This is a genomic window from Pseudomonas sp. FW305-70 (genome assembly GCF_058783925.1).
In genome coordinates this window covers 1-20,330 of record NZ_JBYSYZ010000032.1, presented here as the reverse complement: position 1 = coordinate 20,330, position 20,330 = coordinate 1, and the positions used below count along the sequence as shown (strand labels likewise).

Annotated in this window: 20 protein-coding genes and 1 pseudogene; 11 read left to right on the top strand and 10 right to left on the bottom strand. The window is 59.9% G+C overall.

The features are described 5' to 3' along the window. Positions 1–4 precede the first annotated feature (4 nt). Positions 5–265, top strand: a complete 261-nt coding sequence (locus tag AC3WN7_RS20905) for a hypothetical protein (RefSeq protein WP_041474780.1) — start codon at positions 5–7, stop codon at positions 263–265. A gap of 551 nt (positions 266–816) precedes the next feature. Here AC3WN7_RS20905 and AC3WN7_RS20900 read toward each other — a convergent pair. Beyond that, the gene (locus AC3WN7_RS20900) at positions 817–1,326 is read right to left on the bottom strand and encodes a disulfide bond formation protein B (RefSeq protein WP_007970367.1); all 510 of its coding nucleotides are present in this window, start codon (positions 1,324–1,326) and stop codon (positions 817–819) included. 271 nt (positions 1,327–1,597) lie between these two features. After that, positions 1,598–2,779 (bottom strand): NO-inducible flavohemoprotein, encoded by a 1,182-nt coding sequence (hmpA, locus tag AC3WN7_RS20895; protein ID WP_102674848.1) that lies wholly within the window; start codon positions 2,777–2,779, stop codon positions 1,598–1,600. A gap of 156 nt (positions 2,780–2,935) precedes the next feature. Between hmpA and norR the strand changes: the two genes are divergently transcribed. The 4 genes from norR (at position 2,936) to AC3WN7_RS20875 (ending at position 6,564) form a co-directional block, all read left to right on the top strand. Further along, the gene (gene norR / locus AC3WN7_RS20890; protein WP_095965838.1) at positions 2,936–4,486 is read left to right on the top strand and encodes a nitric oxide reductase transcriptional regulator NorR; all 1,551 of its coding nucleotides are present in this window, start codon (positions 2,936–2,938) and stop codon (positions 4,484–4,486) included. A gap of 187 nt (positions 4,487–4,673) precedes the next feature. Next, positions 4,674–5,576, top strand: a complete 903-nt coding sequence (locus AC3WN7_RS20885) for a chemotaxis protein CheV (RefSeq protein ID WP_007970363.1) — start codon at positions 4,674–4,676, stop codon at positions 5,574–5,576. A gap of 27 nt (positions 5,577–5,603) precedes the next feature. After that, the gene (locus AC3WN7_RS20880; protein ID WP_015093552.1) at positions 5,604–6,062 is read left to right on the top strand and encodes a GNAT family N-acetyltransferase; all 459 of its coding nucleotides are present in this window, start codon (positions 5,604–5,606) and stop codon (positions 6,060–6,062) included. A 175-nt stretch (positions 6,063–6,237) separates the two neighbouring features. Continuing rightward, a complete protein-coding gene (locus tag AC3WN7_RS20875; protein WP_095965840.1) occupies positions 6,238–6,564 on the top strand; it encodes a hypothetical protein in 327 nt (108 codons plus the stop codon). 93 nt (positions 6,565–6,657) lie between these two features. Here AC3WN7_RS20875 and AC3WN7_RS20870 read toward each other — a convergent pair whose 3' ends face one another. After that, positions 6,658–6,915, bottom strand: a complete 258-nt coding sequence (locus tag AC3WN7_RS20870; RefSeq protein WP_095965841.1) for a hypothetical protein — start codon at positions 6,913–6,915, stop codon at positions 6,658–6,660. Between the two features lie 213 nt (positions 6,916–7,128). Here AC3WN7_RS20870 and AC3WN7_RS20865 point away from each other — a divergent pair, with 213 nt between their 5' ends. Together AC3WN7_RS20865 and AC3WN7_RS20860 are read left to right on the top strand one after the other, a co-directional pair. Further along, positions 7,129–8,103, top strand: coding sequence for a 2-hydroxyacid dehydrogenase (locus AC3WN7_RS20865; protein ID WP_095965842.1), 975 nt, complete (start codon positions 7,129–7,131; stop codon positions 8,101–8,103). A 193-nt stretch (positions 8,104–8,296) separates the two neighbouring features. Beyond that, on the top strand, positions 8,297–8,806 hold the full coding sequence (locus AC3WN7_RS20860) for a DUF2165 family protein (protein ID WP_095965843.1): 510 nt from the start codon (positions 8,297–8,299) through the stop codon (positions 8,804–8,806). A 6-nt stretch (positions 8,807–8,812) separates the two neighbouring features. Here the strand turns inward: AC3WN7_RS20860 and AC3WN7_RS20855 are convergent, their stop codons facing one another. Next, positions 8,813–9,715, bottom strand: a complete 903-nt coding sequence (locus AC3WN7_RS20855; RefSeq protein ID WP_102674849.1) for a DMT family transporter — start codon at positions 9,713–9,715, stop codon at positions 8,813–8,815. Positions 9,716–9,866: 151 nt separating this feature from the next. Here AC3WN7_RS20855 and AC3WN7_RS20850 point away from each other — a divergent pair, with 151 nt between their 5' ends. Next, the gene (locus AC3WN7_RS20850) at positions 9,867–10,742 is read left to right on the top strand and encodes a helix-turn-helix domain-containing protein (protein ID WP_095965845.1); all 876 of its coding nucleotides are present in this window, start codon (positions 9,867–9,869) and stop codon (positions 10,740–10,742) included. Between the two features lie 156 nt (positions 10,743–10,898). Here the strand turns inward: AC3WN7_RS20850 and AC3WN7_RS20845 are convergent, their stop codons facing one another. From AC3WN7_RS20845 to AC3WN7_RS20825, 5 genes are all read right to left on the bottom strand, one after another. After that, positions 10,899–13,328 carry a TonB-dependent siderophore receptor gene (locus tag AC3WN7_RS20845; protein WP_102674850.1) on the bottom strand — a complete coding sequence of 810 codons (2,430 nt, stop codon included), beginning with the start codon at positions 13,326–13,328 and terminating at the stop codon, positions 10,899–10,901. Between the two features lie 238 nt (positions 13,329–13,566). Next, positions 13,567–14,556: a FecR family protein gene (locus AC3WN7_RS20840; protein WP_102674851.1), complete on the bottom strand. Its 990-nt coding sequence runs from the start codon at positions 14,554–14,556 to the stop codon at positions 13,567–13,569. Next, entirely contained in the window at positions 14,553–15,125 is a 573-nt protein-coding gene (locus tag AC3WN7_RS20835; RefSeq protein WP_102674852.1) for an RNA polymerase sigma factor, read from the bottom strand. The genes AC3WN7_RS20840 and AC3WN7_RS20835 overlap by 4 nt, the downstream gene beginning before the upstream one ends. Positions 15,126–15,360: 235 nt before the next feature. Next, positions 15,361–15,768 (bottom strand): HPF/RaiA family ribosome-associated protein, encoded by a 408-nt coding sequence (locus tag AC3WN7_RS20830; protein ID WP_007970346.1) that lies wholly within the window; start codon positions 15,766–15,768, stop codon positions 15,361–15,363. A gap of 214 nt (positions 15,769–15,982) precedes the next feature. Continuing rightward, the gene (locus tag AC3WN7_RS20825; RefSeq protein WP_102674853.1) at positions 15,983–16,930 is read right to left on the bottom strand and encodes a LysR substrate-binding domain-containing protein; all 948 of its coding nucleotides are present in this window, start codon (positions 16,928–16,930) and stop codon (positions 15,983–15,985) included. 135 nt (positions 16,931–17,065) lie between these two features. Between AC3WN7_RS20825 and AC3WN7_RS20820 the strand changes: the two genes are divergently transcribed. Both AC3WN7_RS20820 and AC3WN7_RS20815 read left to right on the top strand, forming a co-directional pair. After that, positions 17,066–18,442 (top strand): L-serine ammonia-lyase, encoded by a 1,377-nt coding sequence (locus AC3WN7_RS20820; RefSeq protein WP_102674854.1) that lies wholly within the window; start codon positions 17,066–17,068, stop codon positions 18,440–18,442. Between the two features lie 311 nt (positions 18,443–18,753). Further along, positions 18,754–19,071 (top strand): DUF3509 domain-containing protein, encoded by a 318-nt coding sequence (locus AC3WN7_RS20815; protein WP_102674856.1) that lies wholly within the window; start codon positions 18,754–18,756, stop codon positions 19,069–19,071. Here AC3WN7_RS20815 and AC3WN7_RS20810 read toward each other — a convergent pair. Continuing rightward, positions 19,068–19,568 carry a phosphate-starvation-inducible protein PsiE gene (locus AC3WN7_RS20810; protein ID WP_015093539.1) on the bottom strand — a complete coding sequence of 167 codons (501 nt, stop codon included), beginning with the start codon at positions 19,566–19,568 and terminating at the stop codon, positions 19,068–19,070. The two genes, AC3WN7_RS20815 and AC3WN7_RS20810, sit on opposite strands and share 4 nt — an antisense overlap. A 276-nt stretch (positions 19,569–19,844) precedes the next feature. Here AC3WN7_RS20810 and AC3WN7_RS20805 point away from each other — a divergent pair. Beyond that, positions 19,845–20,084, top strand: a pseudogene (locus AC3WN7_RS20805) (YebG family protein); the annotation flags it as partial. Between the last annotated feature and the right edge of the window lie 246 nt (positions 20,085–20,330).

Here is a 20,330-nt window from a genome sequence, read left to right as displayed (position 1 = left end):
CGCAATGCAGTTGGGTTTTGATCGCCAACACTTCACCCTGCCAAGGGTTGGCATTTTTCTTGGATTGAATAAGGGCATGCCCGTCGTGCGTCAGACGCTGTACGACAAATCCCGGGCCTGCGGTGAGTTCTTATTCGAATTCGTGGTCAAAGGCCTTGTTACAGACCAATTCCATTTGGTGCGGGTAGTTGGAGGCTCCGACACCTGGGCATCGCATGAAGCCACCAGACCTCTCGACACCCTGTTCCTGCACATACCTGGTTAAGATTTGAGCAGCGTCGGGAATTCAGTGCGGGCGATTGTAGATATGTAGCGTTTTATAAACCATGTCTCATCCCGAAATAATTTTTATCCGAACCGGCAACAATCATTCACTGTTTTCGCAAAAGTGGCGCATCTTATCGAAATTGATTCTCAACAAAAACACCAAAATAAGTAGGTCTTCCGCCCACAGTTCAGACAGTATCGGGTGCCTCCCTGGTGCCCTTGACCCTGCCAGAGGCCCGATATGACGGGGACTCTGGCCATTCGTAAGCCCCTGTTAAAACTGCCTGTTCGGGTTCGGAACGGAAAAAACCGGGAGCCTGCAAAACAGCCCAATTTCGTTACCATTCCATGTGCCAATCCGGCTTCCATGAACGCCCTGCGACACCGACTCTGTGACAACATGTCGCACATGTGTCGCACCCCTGGCTGCCCCACATCAGGGTCTTTTTACCTGGTCTCTGGAATGCGCTGCTCAACACAAAAAAAGCCCCGCTCCTCTGTGCAAGGAACGGGGCTTTTTTGTCCGACAATACGTAGCGGCAGATGATCTCAGCGCAGCGCTTTGCGGTTACGCGACGTCAGCAGCGGCACCAGCACCACGATCAGTACGAACGCCACCAGCGCCCACTGCGCCAGCGACAAACCGAGGATCGGCGGGTATGGCGTGGAGCAGAAACCATCGACCTGGAAACCCAGCGGGAAGATCTTCGCCAGCGGCAAATCATCGACAATCGGTTGCAACACATCGATACCGCAGCTGACCGCCGGATAGAACTGCGTATAGACGTGATGCCCGGCAACGCCTGCACCTGCCAACGCGCAGATCACCACCAGGGTTTCGAACACCGTGATGCTGCGACGGTTGCGCATGGCCGCGCCGATGAAGGCGAAGATCGCGATCAGCAGCAGCGCATAACGTTGCAGGATGCACAGCGGGCAAGGCGCCTCGCCCAGGACAATTTGCATGTACAGCGCGCCGCCGATCAACGCCAGGCAAATGATGCCCAACAACACCAGGTAGCGCCGTTCACGCCCCAACCGCATGGATTCATCGCTCATCGCGTTTCCCTTCAAGATTCGAGTGCCCGCCAGTCTACACGCTGGCCCGGACCTTTGAGAGTCTGGGGCATGTGAGGGGGATTCGGGGAAATAGACGACAGCGCGGTTAAGAAGGGATTAACTTTCGAGCGTTTTTTTCAATTCAGGACCGCAGTGCGGCATTCGCGAGCAAGCCCGCTCCCACATTGGTCCGCGTCGTATGCAGATCAAATTGTGGGAGCGGGCTTGCTCGCGAAGCAGGCGACTCGGTCCCCCGAGTCGCCGCAACCACTTACTCCAGCGCCGCTGCCGGCCCGAAGAACTCATAGCGGCTTTGCTTCTCCGGCACACCCAGTGTCTTGAGATGGCGCTTGATGGACGCCATGAAACCTTTCGGCCCCAGGAAGTAAACATCCAGGTCACGCTGCTCCGGCAACCATGCCTTCAACTGCTGTTGGCTCAACAAACCGACCTTGTGCGCCGCCGGGCTCACGCCATCGTCCTCGGAATAGCAGTAGAAGCGCTTGAGTTGCGGGTGACGCTCGGCCAGGCCATCGATCCAGTCGCGGAAGGCATGCACGCTGCCGTTGCGCGCGCAGTGGATGAAATGCACCGGCCGCCGAGTCTCCAGCGCCGCTTCGAGCATCGCCAGGGTCGGGGTGATGCCAACGCCGCCGCTGATCAGTACCAATGGTTTGTCGCTGGCGGTCAGGGTGAACTCGCCCGATGGCGGGAACAACTGGATGCTGTCGCCGACATGCATCTGGTCATGCAGGTAGTTGGAAGCGCGACCACCGGCTTCACGCTTGACGCTGATGCGGTACTGGCCTTTGTTCGCCAGCGCCGACAGCGAGTAGTTACGACGGATCTCTTCACCGTCGAGGATCAGTTTCATGCCGATGTACTGGCCGGGTTCTGCCGCGAGGATCGGACCTTTGTCCGCAGGTTCGAAGTAGAACGAAGTGATCTCGGCGCTCTCCTTGACCTTGTCCACCACGATGAATTCCCGCGCCCCGCGCCAGCCGCCGTGGGCCTGTTCTTTTTGGTCGTAAACGCTGGCTTCGGCACCGATCAGGATGTCCGCCAGTTGGCCGTAGGCCGCGCCCCAGGCCGCGATCACTTCAGGGGTGGCGATCTCTTCGCCCAGTACTTCGGCGATGGCCCGCAGCAGGCAGCTGCCGACAATCGGATAGTGCTCAGGCAGGATCTGCAGGGCCACGTGCTTGTTGATGATCTTGGCCACCAGGTCGCCCAACTGGTCGAGCTGATCGATATGGCGCGCATACATCAATACGCCGTTGGCCAAGGCACGCGGCTGGTCACCGCTGGCCTGGTGGGCCTGGTTGAACAGCGGGCGGACTTGCGGGTATTCGGAAAGCATCATGCGGTAGAAGTGCGTGATCAGCGCCTCACCACCGCTTTCGAGCAGCGGTACGGTGGATTTGACGATGGCACGGTCTTGAGCGCTCAGCATAAGGTGACTCCCGGTCTTCTTGGGTTGCTAACGGATTACCCTATGCATATCAGCTTTCGTGCCAACTATTTAATCGTTAAAATTCAATAAGTTAAGAACGCTATAGTCATTTCGACACTGCCTGATTTATAGTCATACCGACTACACGGAGTCACTATGACTGCAAAACCACTGCTCACCGCTTTGCTGCCCCTGGTCTCCGACCTGTCCCGCGAACTGCCCGAGGGCGAGCGTTATCGCCGCCTGCTGGAAGCCATGCGCGCCTTGCTCCCGTGCGATGCCGCCGCCCTGCTGCGCCTTGATGGTGAATGGCTGGTGCCACTGGCCGTCGACGGCTTGAGTACCGACACCCTCGGTCGGCGCTTCAAGGTCAGCGAGCACCCGCGTTTCGCAGCGCTGCTCGGCAGCCCCGGCCCGACCCGTTTCGCTGCCGACAGCGACTTGCCTGATCCTTATGACGGCCTGGTCGATGGCCTGGATGATCATCTGGAAGTCCACGACTGCATGGGTTGCCCCTTGTTCATCGACGAGCGCCCATGGGGTCTGTTGACCCTCGACGCCCTCGATCCGGAGCGCTTCGAACCGATCGAACTGGATGCCCTGCAAGCCTTCGCCAGCCTCGCGGCCGCCACGGTCAACGCCGCCGAGCGCATCGAGCGATTGAATAACCGGGTCGAAGATGAGCATCAACGCGCCGAGGTCTACCGCCAGGCCAGTGGCCAGCAGAATCGCGAGATGATTGGCCAGAGCAAAGCCCATAAAAGACTGGTGGAAGAAATCAACCTGGTCGGTGGCAGCGACCTGACCGTGCTGATCACCGGCGAAACCGGGGTCGGCAAGGAGTTGGTGGCCCAGGCCATCCATGCTGCCTCGCCCCGCGCCGACAAGCCGATCATCAGCCTCAACTGCGCCGCATTGCCCGATACCTTGGTGGAAAGCGAGTTGTTCGGCCATGTCCGCGGCGCCTTTACCGGGGCGATGAACGACCGCCGCGGCAAGTTCGAGCTGGCCAATGGCGGCACGCTGTTTCTCGATGAAGTCGGTGAGTTGTCGCTGACCGTGCAGGCCAAGCTGTTGCGCGTGTTGCAGAGCGGTCAATTGCAGCGACTGGGTTCGGACCAGGAGCATCAGGTCGACGTGCGCCTGATCGCGGCGACCAACCGCGACCTCGCCGAGGAAGTGCGCAGCGGTCGTTACCGTGCCGACTTCTACCATCGCCTCAGCGTTTATCCGCTGCTGGTGCCGGCCCTGCGCGATCGCGGGCGCGATGTGCTGCTGCTCAGCGGTTACTTCCTCGAGCAGAACCGCTCGCGGATGGGCCTCAACAGCCTGCGCCTGAACAGTGACGCCCAGGCCGCGTTATTGGCCTACGACTGGCCCGGCAATGTGCGCGAGCTTGAACATTTGATCGGCCGCAGCGCCTTGAAAGCCCTGGGCAACTGCAAGGAACGGCCGAAGATTCTCAGCCTGAGCGCCGCCGACCTGGACTTGCCCAACGCCAGCGTTGAAACCGCTGCAGAACAACCTGTCGCCACCGTCACCCAAGCGCCGACCGGCGATTTGCGTGAGGCCACCGAGCGTTATCAGCGTCAAATGATCGGTGCCTGCCTGGAACGGCACAACAACAACTGGGCAAGCGCGGCCCGTGAGCTAGGCTTGGATCGGGCGAACCTGGGGCGGATGGCCAAAAGGCTCGGCATGAAGTGATGGCCGCTTCGCGAGCAGGCTCGCTCCCACAAAGGCAGCGACAATCCCTGTGGGAGCGAGCTTGCTCGCGATGGCGTCTTACTGTTCGCCGCAATAGTTAAAGCCTGCTGCAAACAAGTCGATAACCCGGCATCGAAGTCAGGGCGATTCCGCGATTGCCCGTCACCTTTTTCCAGAGAAGGTTCCTATGTCCTCCACCAAAGCCCGCGCAGATTCACTTTCGCTTCTGCTGTTTACCCTGCGCAGCGGCAAACTGATGGCGATCAACCTGCTCAAGGTCAGTGAGATCATTCCCTGCCCGCCGCTGACCCGGTTGCCGGAGTCACACCCCCACGTCAAAGGCATCGCCACCCTGCGTGGTGCATCGCTGTCGGTGATCGACCTCAGCCGCGCCATTGGCGAGCGTCCGCTGGAAGACCCGAACGGCGGCTGCCTGATCGTCACCGATGTCAGCCGCTCCAAGCAGGGCCTGCACGTGCAGGCCGTGAGCAAGATCGTCCATTGCCTGACCACCGACATCCGCCCGCCGCCCTTCGGCTCCGGTGGTTTGCGCGCCTACATCACCGGCGTGACGTCGGTCGATGGCACCCTGGTGCAGGTACTGGACATCGAAAAGGTCATCCACGGCATCGCCCCGGCACAAATCGAAATGGCGCCGACCGAACTGAGCATGGAAGACGCCGAACTGCTCGGCAACGCGCGTATCCTGGTGGTCGACGACAGCCAGGTCGCCTTGCAGCAATCGGTGCACACCTTGCGCAACCTTGGCCTGCAATGCCATACCGCCCGCAGCGCCAAGGAAGCCATCGATTGCCTGCTGGATCTGCAAGGCACCGCGCAGCAGATCAACCTGATCGTCTCGGACATCGAAATGTCCGAGATGGACGGCTACGCCTTCACCCGCACCCTGCGGGAAACCCCGGACTTCGCACATCTTTATGTCTTGCTGCACACGTCGCTGGACAGTGCGATGAACGCCGAGAAAGCACGACTGGCAGGGGCAAACGCGGTGCTGACCAAGTTCTCTTCGCCGGAATTGACCCAGTGCCTGATCACTGCGGCCAAAGCTGTCGCCGAACAGGGATATTGAGCCTTGGCCGAGGACTTTTGCTGGCTGATGCGGCGCGACCTCACTGAAGTCGTGCCGTCACCCGATTGGCCAGCCGGCCTGCAACTGAGCGAATACCATCCCGAAATCGGCGCAGCCGTGCACCGGTTGATGGAGTTCGGTTACCTCGAAGGTGGCGGTCGCGTGGCAGCGCTGGAGATGTGGCAATGGCAGTTCGAAAGCGACCCGGAATATGACCCGGCGCTGTGCTTCATCGCCCGGGATGCCGAAGGCATTGTTGGTGTGTGCCAGTGCTGGACCAGCGCTTACATCAAGAACCTGGTAGTGCATCCACGGTTCCAAGGCCGAGGATTGGGGCGTGCCTTGTTGTTGCAGGCGTTCAAGGTGTTCCAGCAACGGCGCGAAGGATATGTGGATTTGAAGGTGCTGGAAGACAACCACCGGGCGCGGCGATTGTATGAAAGTGTCGGGATGCGTGCCGTTCGCCGGGAGCCGGTTCCAGACTGATACGCCGCAATCGCGAGCGGGCTGCTCCCACAGGGTTATGTGTCATGCACAGAATTTGTGGTCGTACTCGGTCACGGTGGGAGCGGGCTTGCCCGCGAAGAGGCCGGCAAAACCGCCTCAAAACCTTCAGGCATACTCCATCCTTGGCCATTGTACATCCAAGGACGCCTGAACCATGAAAGCAGCCACCCTGACTTTTCTCTGCCTCACCGCCCTCACCTCTCAGGCCTACGCCTCCAGCCCCGACGCCTGGGCCGCCTACGACAAGGCCGTACTCGCCAGTTGCACCAAGGCCAGCGGCCTGAAAGACGCCAAACCCGTGGGCAACGCCGCGCAGTTCGATGACCGGGTTGGCTATACCGCGCTCCTGCTCCAGGGCCAGTACCCGCAAAAACACATGAAAGGTGCACAAGGCGCCGAGCTGTGCCTTTACAACAAAAAGAGCAAAACCGCGTACGTCACCGAATGGGACTCCATCCGCCCGGCCGCCAAGGTCAATTGAGTGGCGCACATTTCGTTACGGGCAGTTTGATCAATAACTTGTGCTACCGGCATTGGCCAGCTCGCGAAGACGGCAGGCCAGGCACTGGAAATTTCAGCGTTTACCCATCGACCGACGAGTCCCCGGCGGCGCCATGCCCGGCGTCTTGGTGTGGCCGTTCTTGGCGCCGTTCTTGTACCACGGCTGGTTCGAGCCTTTGGCTGCCGCCAGTTCGCCCGGCTTGAACGGGAACTTGAATGCCGGGATCTCGGCTTTGGCTTCGCTGTCGGTGCTGGAGTCAACGCTGACTGGCAGCTCGGCCTGCACGTCGCTCTGGGCGTCGGCGACCGGCGGTTGTTTCGGGGAAGTCATGAAAGCTCCGGGTGATGCATGAAATGTCGGGCCCGGTGAGCGAGCCGCATGCCACAGTATAAGAAGTGCGGCAGTATACCGGAACGGCAGCGACAAGCTTCAAGCGGCAAGCTTCAAGTTAAAAACGATGGGGGCGACTTTTAAACTTGCAGCTTGCCGCTTGAAACTTGTAGCTTGCTAAGCATTCTTCACCGCCCGACGAGCCCGCCTCTCATGAAAAAGACTGTCCTGGCCTTCAGCCGCGTCACTCCGGCAATGGTCGAACGCCTGCAACAGGATTTCGACGTCATCGTGCCGAATCCGAAAAACGGCGACATCAACGCCCAGTTCAACGAAGCCCTGCCCCACGCCCACGGCCTGATCGGCGTTGGGCGCAAACTCGGCCGCGCCCAACTGGAAAACGCCGCCAGGCTGGAAGTGGTGTCCAGCGTCTCGGTGGGCTACGACAACTATGACCTGGCCTACTTCAACGAACGCGGAATCATGCTGACCAACACACCGGACGTGCTCACCGAAAGCACCGCCGACCTGGCGTTCGCGCTGTTGATGAGCAGCGCGCGTCGCGTCGCCGAACTGGATGCCTGGACCAAAGCCGGGCAATGGCAGGCCACTGTCGGTGCGCAGCTGTTCGGTTGCGATGTGCATGGCAAGACCCTGGGGATCGTCGGCATGGGCAATATCGGTGCGGCCATCGCCCGACGTGGTCGCCTGGGGTTCAACATGCCGGTCATCTACAGCGGCAACAGTCGCAAGACCGGGCTGGAACAGGAACTCGGCGCGCAGTTTCGCAGCCTCGATCAGTTGCTGGCCGAAGCTGATTTCGTCTGCCTGGTGGTACCGCTCAGCGAAAAAACCAGGCACCTGATCAGTCATCGCGAACTGGCGCTGATGAAGCCGAGCGCGATACTGGTGAACATCTCTCGTGGCCCGGTGGTGGATGAACCGGCGCTGATCGAGGCCCTGCAAAACAAGCGCATTCGTGGTGCCGGGCTGGACGTGTACGAAAAAGAACCACTGGCCGAGTCACCGCTGTTCCAGCTGAACAACGCCGTGACCCTGCCGCACATCGGCTCGGCCACCCATGAGACCCGCGATGCCATGGCCAACCGTGCCTTGTCCAACTTGCGCAGTGCCCTGTTGGGCGAACGGCCACAGGATCTGGTCAATCCGCAGGTGTGGAAGGCCTGATTAAACAATGGCACGTCATAATCGGCGTGCCACTTTATATAAAGCCTGGAAAACATCCCCTTAAATAACTTACCACCCAACCCATACAACAAGCGACACAACTCGCAAAGCACTCCACCCCCAACACCATCTAAACACCTATAAACTCCGAAAAACAATAACGCATCAACCGTACATTCGGAGAGCATCCTGCATGAGCTATTTCACCACAGCCTGCCTGGTAAGGCGGAGCAAATTAATAGTTGTCTTCATGGCGGCATTATTCGGTATAACGACCCTTCTCAACAATATTACCGACTACACTGCATACGCCGAGTATATCGGGCGAATCATCAGCATGAGCGACACCACCGGCAATGATTCCCGCCGTTACCGCGCCATCAGCTCAACCCTGTTTCACCACCGCTTTTACTGGACACTGATCACACTCGAGACCATATTCACATGCAGCTGCATAGTTGGAGTCTATCAACTCTACCGTAAACTCAACGCACCACTCAGCGAGTTCCACGAAGCCAAAAAATTCGCAATAAGCGGCTTTATTACAGCCATTTTTGCGTATCAGACCATCTACATCATCATACTGAACGAATGGTTTGACTTAGAGTACTCCAAACAGGCCAACGCCTTTGAATGGGCACAAACCCACATTCAATACATGTTCTTCGGTATTATTTATCTGTTGGCGGCAAAGGATTCCTGAATAGTTTCAGGCCAGCTTTCCCGCCACCGGACTGGCACTTGCCTTGGGCTTGCGAAACACCAGCACATTACCCAACATGACCATCACCAGCCCCGCCATTGCTGGAGCGGTCCACTGGTAACCCTCGGCGAACGCCGAGACATTTAGCGCCACCACAGGGAACAGCACAGTGCAGTAGGCAGCACGTTCCGGCCCCATGCGGCCGACCAGCGTCAGGTAGGCGGTGAAACCGATCACCGACCCGGGAATCACCAGGTACAACAGTGAGCCGATATAACGCGCGCTCATTTCCAGGTCGAAGGGAATGCCTTTGACCAGACACCACACCGAGAGCATCGCCGCCCCGTAGGCCATGCCCCAGGCATTGGTGGTCAGCGGCTTGAGACCGGCCTTCTGTTGCAGGCTTGAGAGCATGTTGCCCGCCGAGAAACACAAGGTGCCGCACAGGGCCAGACCAAGGCCGAGCACGGTTTCCGGACTGGCGGTATGCCCGGCCAGCTCCGGCCAGAACAGAAGGCCCAGCCCTAGCAGGCCCAGCGCACCGCCCATCAGCACGTTGCGGGCGATTCTCTGACCGAAGAACACCCGCGCGTTGAGGGCATTCCACAAGGTGGCGGTGGAAAACACGACGGCCACCAGACCGCTGGGGATCCACTGGCTCGCGGTGAGGAAGCACATGAAGTTGACGCAGAACAGGCACAGGCCCTGAGCCAGGCAAATCAGGTGTCCGCGACGGTTCATCACTTGCAGGCGCCGACTGAGCAACAGGATCACGAACAGCACCAGCGCGGCGAGGCCGAAGCGATAGACGATCGACACGGGAATCGCCACCACGCCCAGCTGCCATTTCAGGGCAATCCAGGTGGTGCCCCAGATCAGCACGGTCAGCAGGTACAAAGAAAGGTTCATGACAAAGGCTCCTCGATAGGTGCCCAGTGTCCGGCGCCACGCCTGGACGCACTTGCATAAACTTGCGCTTTTGTCTGGCGACCGGCTGGCAGGCGCACGTCTACGGAGTAGGATGCAGGGCGTTGGATGCAGGTGTTAGAGAGCAACGATCATGGCTGCACTGGATACCCTACAAGTCTTTCAAGCCCTCAACCGCTCGCCGAATGCTCGTCTGGAGCACAGCGCCGAGCTGGGTGACGGCTTGTCTGCAGCCTTGTGGAGCAATCACCACGACGCCCAGGAATACGAAGCGCCCAGCCACCACACGTTGTCCTGTTACATAGCCGGCGGCACCGGCACCTTCCGTCGCGACCAGCCCGGCAACAAGGGCGGCCCGGACAAACTGTGCATCCTGCCCGCCGACCACCAGTCAGGCTGGGTGATCAACGGCGACATCCGCTTGGCACACCTGTATTTCAGCCCCGAACAATTTGCCCTCGGCTGCGTCACCCTGCTTGATCGCGAGCCACGGGAAATGCAGCTGCGCGAGCAGACCTTTCTCGATGACCCGCAGCAGGCGCTGCGCTTTCGGCAATTGATCAGTTTGAACTGGGACGAGCCGGGCGAGCGCCTGCTGACCAGCAGTCTGGCCCACGAACTGCTCAGCCATGCCCTGCTCAGCCAGGTCAACGCCCGACAAGGCCTGCGCCTTAAAGGTGGATTGGCCGCGCATCAGCGCCGGCATCTGGTGGAGTACATCGACAGCCATCTGGACGAGGCCATCAGCCTCGGTCAGTTGGCGGCGTTGTGCGCGTTGTCGGAGTACCACTTCGCGCGGATGTTCCGCGAAAGCTTCGGCTTGCCACCCCACCAGTACCTGCTGGCGCGGCGCCTGAACCGGGCGCGGGAATTGCTGCGCACGACAGCGCAGCCACTGGGGGAGATTGCGCTGGCTTGCGGCTTCTCCAGTGCCAGCCACTTCACCAACCGCTTTCGCCAGGCATTGGGTGGAACGCCCGGTGAATATCGACAGGCGTTTTTGCGCTAGGCCCGGGATTTTCGGCGCCTCAATTACCGTCTTCGCGGGCAAGCCCGCTCCCACAGGAATTGGCGCTGCTCTCAGATTTTGAGGCAACCTCTGAACCTGTGGGAGCGAGCTTGCTCCGGGCGGCGTTCCGACGATGAACGATGACACAGTCTATCGTCAGAACTCCAGGGTGCTCGACAACGTCACCTGCCGCGAATCCCCCATGGAGACAAAGAACCGGCTCGCCGCCGAGGTGTAGTAGGTGCGGTCGAACAGGTTCTTCACGTTGAGCTGCAACTTGACCTTCTGCCCGTCGACCTGGGTGTCGTAGGTGGCGAACGCATCGGCCACGGTGTAGCTCGGCAGGTCGAAATCGTTCACCGCGTTGCCCGCGCGCTCCCCCACATAACGCGCCCCGGCGCCGACCCGCAGTTGATCAGCGCCAATGACGCTGCCGAAGTCATAGACGGCCGACAACGAGCCGCTGTTCTTCGCCACGTTTTGCAGTTGATTACCCTTGTAAACCGGGTCTTCGGTGACTTCGGCATCGGTGTAGGCGTAGCTGCCGATCATGCTCCAGCGATCGGTGAGCTGCCCGCTCAAGTCCACTTCCAGGCCGCGGGAGCGCACTTCGCCAGCGGCGCTGTAGATCGTGGTCGGGCCTTCCGCGTTGGCCACCAGCACATTGCGCTTCTCGATGTCGAACAGCGCGATGTTGCCGGTGACACGGCCCGGCAGATCAAGCTTGGCCCCCAACTCCCAGGACTTGGCTTCTTCCGGCGCGATGCCACCGTCAAGCACGGTACTGCTGCCGCTCAACGGTGCGATGGTCGAGTTGGGTTTGAACGATTCTGTGTAGCTGCCGTAGAACGACAAGGTATCGGTGTACTTGTACACAAGGCCCGCGCGCGGCACCCATTTCTGCCCGTTGCTGTCGGTGTTGGCGTGGAACGGCACGCCTTTGCCGGCGTACTGGTCATAAACCTGGAAACGCGCGCCGGCCACCAGAATCCATTGGTCGTTGAGGTGGATGGAATCCTGCAGGAAGGCCGAATCGCTGCGCAGTTCATCGGTCTGCGCGCTGTCGGGCGCACTGACGGTGGTACCCGCCACTTCCCGACCATAGACCGGATTGACGTAACTGAACGTGGTCAGGCTTTTCTGGCGGATCAGGTCTTCGCGGTAGATCTTGCGGTACTCGTCATCGATGCCGAACAGCAGGTCGTGCTGCATGCCGAGCACATTCACATTGCCTTCGAGGCTGGCGGTGGTGAATCGGTCGGTGCTGATCGCGTTCTGCGTGCCGTCCATGCTGCGGGTCAGGGTGCCCTTTTTTGTGTCGATGGCGGTCACTCGCACCTGGCTGGCGTCGTAGGTTTCGCGGTTCCAGCTGTAGCCGAAATGGGCTTTCCAGTTGTCGTTGAGTTCGTGATCGGCCTCGAAGTGATAGAGGTCCGAACGCCCTTCCATGTTGTTGAACGGCTCATCGAGACGCTCGTTGCGCGAGATATCCAGCGGGTGGTTGGTCCGTGGGTCGATCAGCGTACCGCGGTCGAACGGCGTGAGGAATTCGCGGTGCTCATAGGCGAACAGCAGCTGGGTGCTTTCACCGTACCAGGCCAGCGACGGCGCAATCAGGCTTTCGCGATGCACGCCGAAGTTGCGCCAGTAATCTTCGTCTTCGTAGTCCAGCACCATGCGGTAGGCCAGCCCGGAATCGCCGAGGGCGCCGGTGCTGTCGAAAGTGCCACCGCTGCCGTTCTTGCCGTCGTCATAGCTCGAACCGCGCGCCGTCAGCGCGTTGTACCGCTCAAGTTCGGGCTTCTTGCTGACCATGTTGACCACGCCGCCCGGATCCTGGATGCCGTAGAGCAACGAGGCCGGGCCCTTGAGCACTTCGACCCGGTCCACGCTGGCGTTGAGACCGCGGCCCTGCACGATCGGCATGCCGTCGCGCATGATCGAGCCGTTACGGTTGTCCCCAAAACCGCGAACCATCACCGAGTCCTGGGTGCTGCCCAGGGTGTTGGCCTGGGTGATTCCGCTGACGTTGGCCAGCGCGTCATCGAGATAGCGCGGTGCCTGATCGCGGATCACCTGGGCCGGGACGACGTTGATGGTCTGCGGGATGTCCTGAATCGGGGCCGAAGAGCGCATCACCGAAGAGGTCGGTGGCGGCTGGTAACTCATGGACTCATCCATCACCGAGGTGATGGTGGTCGCACCCAGTGTCAACGCACCCTCAGTCGGCTGCGGCTCCAGGGCCATGGTATGGCCGTCGGTGCGGCGGAACGTCAATCCCGAGCCGGTGAGCAGACGTTGCAGGGCCTGTTCGGCACTCATCTGTCCATTGACCGCCGGTGCATTGAGGCCGTACGGCGCTTCATCGGTATAAACGACGCTGATGCCGGTTACCCGGCTGAAATCACTCAGTGCCTGGGGCAGCGGTTTGGCGGCCAGCGAGAAACTGAACTGCGCACGCGGTTGACTGCTGCCCGTCTCTGCCGCCAGCGCCAGGCCAAGCGGCAACAACGCCGATGCCGAAAAGCTCAACGCAGACACACCCAACCATTGTTTGACCGAACCCGATTTTGCCCTGGACTTCATGACTCATGACCTGTGTAGAACCGCAACGGATGCGAATGACTCGCAGTTTCAGTCACTACACGGATGGCGATCGGGTTTACCTCATCACAATGTGAAAATATTTTTATTCCGGGTGATGTGGTGTTTGAACTGGCCCCTTCGCGGGCAAGCCCGCTCCCACAGGGTTGTGTGTTGCCCTAATCGTGTGACCGACTCAGTACCTGTGGGAGCGGGCTTGCCCGCGAAGGGGCCGCCAGCTTCAACGCAAAATAATCAGATGCCCCAACACCTGATGCTGCTCAAACCCCAACACCCCCTGCAACGAACTCAACACCGCCTGCGGGTCCCTGCTCGGGAAGCTGCCACTGACCCGGCGTGCCGCCAGTTCATCGTTGAGCAACACAATCCGTCCCGGGTAATAGCGCCCCAGATCCCGCACCACATCGGCCAGCGTCGCCTTGTAGTAATTGAGCCAGCCCTGGCGCCAGGCCAACTGCGCTTCGCTGTCCACCGCGTGGAGATTTTGCGCCGAGCCTTCGCCGTAGGCGACTTGCTGGCCGGCGGTGAGGATTTGCTGTTCGGCATCCTGGTCCGCCGTCACCCCGACTCGCCCGGACAACACCGTGACCTGCGCTCCCCGAGGTTGCAAGCGGACTTCGAACTGCGTGCCCAGCACCCGTGCCTGGCCTTTCTCGGCGTCCACCACAAACGGCTCACCGGTGTGAGTAACGCTGAAAAACCCGGCGCCGCGGCGCAGTTGCACATGCCGCTCGCCGCGACTGAAATCCACGGCGATGGCACTGTCGGCATCCAGTGTCACCTGTGACTGATCAGCCAGGGTGACGGTGCGGATTTCCCCCGGTGCCGAGACGAAGTCCGCACCCAGGTCATCGATCCAGCGCGAGGGCTGCCAGCCTGTACCGAGACTGACCATCAACAGCAGACACGCCGCCATCGCCAGCGCACCGGACCAACGCCCGACCGTGCTGCGCCGAGGCTTGTCCATGGCGTTGAGATACCTCTGCAAGGCCAGGGCATCTTCATCGGCGAGCGTGCGCGCCGGCCCTTCGCTCAGCTCCCACAAGACCTGCGCCCGGGCATAGGCCTCGGCATGAGCGGGATCGGCCTGCAACCAATGACTGAAAGTCGCCTGATCACCACTGCCGGGCTGGTCATGCAACAGACTCAGCCAGGCCAGCGCTTGCTGTTCCTGAGCGGGCGTCGGGGTGACGCGTTCGAAGTGGTTCACGGTGCTTTCCCTGGCGTACGCGGTTCGGGTTCCCGAAGGCTAGCCTTGCAGGCTTCGAGGGCGCGCATCATATGTTTTTCCACGGCACTTTGGGACAAGCCCATGGCCTTGGCGATCTCGGTGTATTTACGGCCGTGAATGCGATTGAGCAGAAAGATCTGCCGCGTGCGCTGCGGTAACGCGCGCAATGCGGCTTCGACGTGACGCAGATCGTTGCCCGCCTCCAGCGCCGCTTGCGGTCCGCTGCCATGGCTGTCCGGTGAATCCACCAGCATGCCTTCGCTGGCCCGCACCCGCGTGCCTTCACTGCGCAAATGATCGATGGCGATGTTGCCGGCGCAGCGCAACAGGTAGGTACTGAGCTCCTCGACTTGCACCAGCGGCCGCCGCCAGAACCGCAGGAACAAATCCTGAACCAGGTCCGCTGCCGTCGCCTTGCAACCGACACGCCGACTCACCAGCGCTTCCATTTGCGAACGCTGGGAGAGAAACACCTGGAGAAAATGTGCACGGTCGCCGCGCGGTTGATCACGCTCGATATCGTGGGGGTCGGGTGGGAGAGTCATCATCGTTCATGTTTCGACCTGGAAACCGGGGAGGCCACGACAGCGTCAGGGGCCCGGCAAGGCCGCAATATTAATGATAAATATTCTCATATGCAAAAAGATCGGGTGCAGCCCTCTATCTCGCCCGTTGATTCACTACAGCCCATGCCAATGACCATGGAATCCAAAAGCCACCGAAACGAGAACGGGCCTGCAATGCAGGCCCGTTCTCATGGGAAGGTAAAAAGTGAATCAGGTGTCAGCCGTTAAGCGCCGCCTGTTCGTTTTCCAGAAACTCTTCTTCCAGCAGCTGGTCGGCATGGGCGCCACTCTCGATGGGCACCACATTTGCTCGTTTGCCGCGTAATTTGCCGAACATATGCTCCAGCGCATGTTCAAGTTTGGTGGCTGCTCCGTCGATCGCCTGCTCCATGGTGGAGGCTTTATGGGTGACGGAAACCGGTTGATGGCCTTTTGGCCGCGCCTCCAGCTGGCAGCGCATGTCGTGGGGACCCGGCTTGTCGCCGTTCTCGTCCCGCAGGTGAACCTCGACGCGTGTCAGGTCCTCTTCGTAGCGTTCGAGCGTGCTCTCAATGGTCGTACGTACCCACTCCTCCAGTCGTTTACTGCCTTGAATATGGTTATCGCTATTGACTTGGATTTGCATAGTTCATCCCTTATTTCAGCTAGCTCGCGAGAGGCCGGTCAGCTAAGCCCTTGGGCGTCATCACCGTGACCTCTTGGTTACACAATCGGTCTGTACGCTGAACAATTCAACCCCTAAAAAAAGATAAATGTTCAATCGCAAAAAAAGCCGGACAACCGGTAAAAGCGCTGTTAAGGTCGGGAGTTGGGTCGCCCTGCTCTTGCGTAACAATTGCTCACATTTGCTGCTCCCCCAACGGATGCAGACTGCGAAAAACCCCCGCCTCCTCCACCAACCAATCGTGCACCGCGCGCACACCCGGATGGCTCAATGCCCCCGGTGCGTAAAGCAGCATGTAGCGCTTGTGATTGGGCACCGCCAGGCCAAACGGCACGATCAACGCCCCGCGTTCCAGCTCATCATTGAGCAAGGTTCGTCGGGCAATTGCCACGCCCATCCCGGCGATGGCCGCTTCGATGGTCAGGTGATTGCGATTGAAGGTATGCCCGCGCCGCACATCCGCCCCTTCGAAGCCGATGGCGTTGAGGTAAAACTCCCATTCCGCATATTCGTAGCTGCCGCGCCAGGCAGTGATGTCGTGCAGCAAGGGAAAGTGCATCAGGTCTGCCGGACCGTGCAGCGGCGGACGCCCCCGCAACAGGCTCGGCGCGCACACCGGAAAAATCTGCTCATCGAGCAAGGCTGTGGATAACAGGCCCGGGTAGCTGCCATCGTTCAGGTCGATCGCCAGATCGAAGTCACCTTCATGCAACGGCACGCTGCTGTCCTCGGCCACCAGGCGCAACTGGATGTCCGGAAAACGCTGCTGCAAACGCGGCAGGCGCGGCGTCAGCCATTTGCTCAGGAACGACGGAATCGAACGCACCCGCAGAATCCCGCTGATCATGCCCGCATCCAGTCGTCGCAATTCCGCGTCAATACTGCCAAAAGCCTCGTTGACGGTAATGGCCAGGCGCTGGCCCTCAGCGCTCAGTTCCACGCCACGGGCACGGCGGTGAAACAAGCGAAAGCCCAGGCGTTCTTCCAGCTGGCGGATCTGCTGGCTGACGGCTCCCGCTGTGATGTGCAGTTCTTCGGCGCAACGGGTGAACGACAGGTGCCGCGCGGCACAGGCAAACACGTTCAGCCAGACATAGGTCTGGGCATGTAATTGACGGCTCATCGTTTAGTCCTGCTAAAGGATGTCTTAGGAAATTTCGTTGGTCACGTAGGACCTTGGCGGGCAGTATCGCCGACATAGCGCTTGTCCTACAAAAATGGCGGCGATTCCTCTTCCATTGCTTGTACAGGCTTTAGCATGGCTATCAGTGTTTTCGATCTCTTCAAAGTTGGCATCGGCCCGTCCAGTTCCCATACCGTCGGTCCGATGCGCGCCGCCGCGACCTTCGCTCAACAACTGCTCGAACAGGGTTTTCTGACGGACGTGCGACGCGTGGAGATTCGCCTTTACGGTTCCCTGTCGGCGACCGGCGTCGGTCACGCGACGGACCGCGCCTGCGTCATGGGCCTGATGGGCGAATGGCCCGACAGCATCGATCCCACCACCATCGACAGCCGCATTCACACCCTGCGCGAAACCGGCAAATTGTGTCTGGCAGGCGTGGCGGACATTGCCTTCGACTGGCAACACGATCTCCTGCTGCGTGACGAAAGCCTGCCCTACCACCCCAATGCCATGTCCATGACGGCTTTCGGTGAATCCGGCGAGCTGTTCGAGCAAACCTATTACTCGGTGGGCGGCGGTTTCATCATCGAAGCCGCCGAAGCCGAGTCCGGGATCGCACCGGCCGGCGATGTGGTGCTGCCTTACGATTTCTCCAGCGCCGCCGAATTGCTCAGGCTGTGCAACGAGCACGGGCTGCGGGTCAGTGAACTGATGATGGCCAACGAGCGGGCGTGGCGTGGTGATACCGAGATCCGCGAGGGCCTGTTGCATATCTGGTCGGTGATGCGCGAATGCGTCGAGCAGGGCTTGCGTCACGAAGGCATCCTGCCCGGCGGTCTGAATGTTCCACGCCGAGCGGCAAAACTGCATCGCAGCCTGCAGGAAATCGGCAAGCCGAATGTCATCACCTCCACCTTGTCAGCGATGGAATGGGTCAACCTGTACGCCCTTGCCGTGAACGAAGAAAACGCGGCAGGCGGGCGCATGGTCACGGCGCCGACCAACGGCGCAGCGGGCATCATCCCGGCGGTGCTGCATTACTACATGAAATTCAATGCCGATGCGTCTGACGACGACGTGGTCGCGTTCTTCCTGGGCGCAGCCGCCGTTGGCATCCTGTGCAAGAAAAACGCATCGATCTCCGGGGCCGAAGTCGGCTGCCAGGGCGAAGTCGGCTCTGCCTGCGCCATGGCCGCCGCGGGGTTGGCAGAGGTGCTGGGCGCAAGCCCCGAACAGTTGGAAAACGCCGCCGAAATCGGCCTGGAACACAACCTCGGCCTCACCTGCGACCCGGTTGGCGGTCTAGTGCAAGTGCCGTGCATCGAACGCAACGCAATCGCTGCCGTGAAAGCCATCAACGCCACACAAATGGCCCTGCGCGGTGACGGCAAGCACTTCATTTCCCTGGACCGGGTGATCCGCACCATGCGCGACACCGGAGCCGACATGCACGACAAGTACAAGGAGACGTCACGGGGCGGACTGGCGGTGAACTGGGTGGAGTGCTGACCGTTTTGGTTGCACGCCCGCCGTTATTGCCCTGAAACGTGCAGAAAACGCGGCCCGCTGTAGGAGCGAGCTTGCTCGCGGAAAACCAAAACGCACCATGGGGTGTCTGGGTTTACGCGTTATCGTTGACGACCATCGCGAGCAAGCTCGCTCCTGCAGAACTTGTTCTTTGTCCGACAATTTTTCCGGCATGGGCCTTGCTACTTCCCTATTGGAACAATGATGGCGAGATGGCCGATGGTCTGGTGTTGCGAACTAATCCCGATATCGGCCGGTCAACAACTGCACGTTCAATCAGGCGGTGACGCATCATGGACAACCCTTTCCAGCTCATTACCGATGCCTTTGCAGCGGATTACCAGATCAACCTGAGCATTCAGGGCCTGGACGGCAGCATCATGCTGACCCTCTCCAACAGTGGGCGCGTAGTGGCCAAACGCATGATCAGCGCCGAACAACGCAATGACCCCCAACGCCTCAAGCGATTGGTTCAAAGCATTCAATTCGGCATTGCCATCGAACAGGGCCACAGCGCCGTGGCCATCCTCGAAGCCATGACCACCGGCAGCGGACGGAACTTGCCGCCCCCTGCCGTCAAAGGGCGGCTGCGCCCCACGCTCGGGCTCTAGATTTCGCCCTTCTCGACCTCTGGATGTTCACTGGAGCCCGCGCCGGTCTTGCGATGCGGATTTTCAATCTTCACCGAGGGAAATTGCGACGAAGCGTAACGCACCACCAGAATCGCAAACGCCAACAGCAGGATCCCGCCGCACAGGTAAATGATCCCCAGGTCCGGCGGGTTGTGGTGCGATACGTTGGAAATCAGAAGTCGCGTCAGCGCGGTAATCGCCACGTAGATCAGGAAGCGCACGGGCATGTGGTTGGTCTTGAAGTAAATCCCGACCATCGCCCCCAGTTCCAGGTAGATGAACAGCAGCAGGATGTCATCGATCTTGATGTGCCCCTCTTCGATCATCCCGAGAAACTCCATCACCGCCGCCCACGCGGTCACCGCACCGATGGCGAACAGCGCCAGGTAATGAAAGGTCTCGACGAACAGATTGCCCAGGGACTCGGCCAGTTCATGCACGCTCTGCCGCAGTTTCTCGGCCCAGTTGATTTTCACGATGATGCTTCCTTAGGTCGGTTCGACCGGATGATGCGGGTTGGACGTGACGGTTTTTCTGTATGCAGAAAAAAGGCCAGCCCATGATGGCGAGGCGTTCTGGATTGCGCGCCGTGACGTTTGGTCGCACCTGTGCAGGGCCTCGCCTGACAAATGCCGAAACCGGACTACATTAAAAAGCCACTACCCAAACGACAGGGTTTCGCTTATCCTTTAGCTGTATATAGATACAGTAGTCGAAACCGACAACCAATGTGAAGGCATGTGAGGTGGTGAATGGCCGTCGAAGTGGTATACCGCAGCAGCCGAGATCTGGAGCGCTTGTTCATGGATAAAGCCGAAGCTGACCGTCATGACAAAATGCTCGAACTGGCCGAGTTGCTGGCTGAAGTGTTGCAAAAAGCCGTTCCGTCCCTGACCGAGCAGCAAGTGGAAGAAGCCGGGATCTACATGGCGAAGAATCGCGATGTGTTCGCCAAGGCGTTCAAGAGCCAGCCGGACGCCCTGTCCGAACTGCTTGCGGCACCTGTTGAAGTCGTGGAACCGGTTGTAGCGCCTGAGGTGGTTGAAGCCGCTGAGCCGATCACCCCGGCCAAGCCTGCCAAGGCCCCCAAAGCCGCCAAGTAAGCAAGGCCCAAATTGAACAGGCCCTGAGTCCGATGGAGTCAGGGCCTTTTTCATGTCCGAAGATCAAAAGATCGCAGCCTTCGGCAGCTCCTACACGGGATAACGTTCAACTTGTAGGAGCTGCCGAAGGCGGCG

Bases quoted from the DNA above. Each gene is read 5' to 3' on its own strand.
- AC3WN7_RS20850 (WP_095965845.1), top strand. From the start codon at position 9,867: ATGGCTGCACTGGATACCCTACAAGTCTTTCAAGCCCTCAACCGCTCG.
- AC3WN7_RS20820 (WP_102674854.1), top strand. From the start codon at position 17,066: ATGGCTATCAGTGTTTTCGATCTCTTCAAAGTTGGCATCGGCCCGTCC.
- AC3WN7_RS20830 (WP_007970346.1), bottom strand. From the start codon at position 15,768: ATGCAAATCCAAGTCAATAGCGATAACCATATTCAAGGCAGTAAACGA.
- AC3WN7_RS20900 (WP_007970367.1), bottom strand. From the start codon at position 1,326: ATGAGCGATGAATCCATGCGGTTGGGGCGTGAACGGCGCTACCTGGTG.
- AC3WN7_RS20875 (WP_095965840.1), top strand. From the start codon at position 6,238: ATGAAAGCAGCCACCCTGACTTTTCTCTGCCTCACCGCCCTCACCTCT.
- AC3WN7_RS20870 (WP_095965841.1), bottom strand. From the start codon at position 6,915: ATGACTTCCCCGAAACAACCGCCGGTCGCCGACGCCCAGAGCGACGTG.
- AC3WN7_RS20835 (WP_102674852.1), bottom strand. From the start codon at position 15,125: ATGATGACTCTCCCACCCGACCCCCACGATATCGAGCGTGATCAACCG.
- AC3WN7_RS20880 (WP_015093552.1), top strand. From the start codon at position 5,604: ATGCGGCGCGACCTCACTGAAGTCGTGCCGTCACCCGATTGGCCAGCC.
- AC3WN7_RS20860 (WP_095965843.1), top strand. From the start codon at position 8,297: ATGAGCTATTTCACCACAGCCTGCCTGGTAAGGCGGAGCAAATTAATA.
- AC3WN7_RS20825 (WP_102674853.1), bottom strand. From the start codon at position 16,930: ATGAGCCGTCAATTACATGCCCAGACCTATGTCTGGCTGAACGTGTTT.
- AC3WN7_RS20845 (WP_102674850.1), bottom strand. From the start codon at position 13,328: ATGAAGTCCAGGGCAAAATCGGGTTCGGTCAAACAATGGTTGGGTGTG.
- hmpA (WP_102674848.1), bottom strand. From the start codon at position 2,779: ATGCTGAGCGCTCAAGACCGTGCCATCGTCAAATCCACCGTACCGCTG.
- AC3WN7_RS20885 (WP_007970363.1), top strand. From the start codon at position 4,674: ATGTCCTCCACCAAAGCCCGCGCAGATTCACTTTCGCTTCTGCTGTTT.
- AC3WN7_RS20865 (WP_095965842.1), top strand. From the start codon at position 7,129: ATGAAAAAGACTGTCCTGGCCTTCAGCCGCGTCACTCCGGCAATGGTC.
- AC3WN7_RS20815 (WP_102674856.1), top strand. From the start codon at position 18,754: ATGGACAACCCTTTCCAGCTCATTACCGATGCCTTTGCAGCGGATTAC.
- norR (WP_095965838.1), top strand. From the start codon at position 2,936: ATGACTGCAAAACCACTGCTCACCGCTTTGCTGCCCCTGGTCTCCGAC.
- AC3WN7_RS20855 (WP_102674849.1), bottom strand. From the start codon at position 9,715: ATGAACCTTTCTTTGTACCTGCTGACCGTGCTGATCTGGGGCACCACC.
- AC3WN7_RS20905 (WP_041474780.1), top strand. From the start codon at position 5: ATGCAGTTGGGTTTTGATCGCCAACACTTCACCCTGCCAAGGGTTGGC.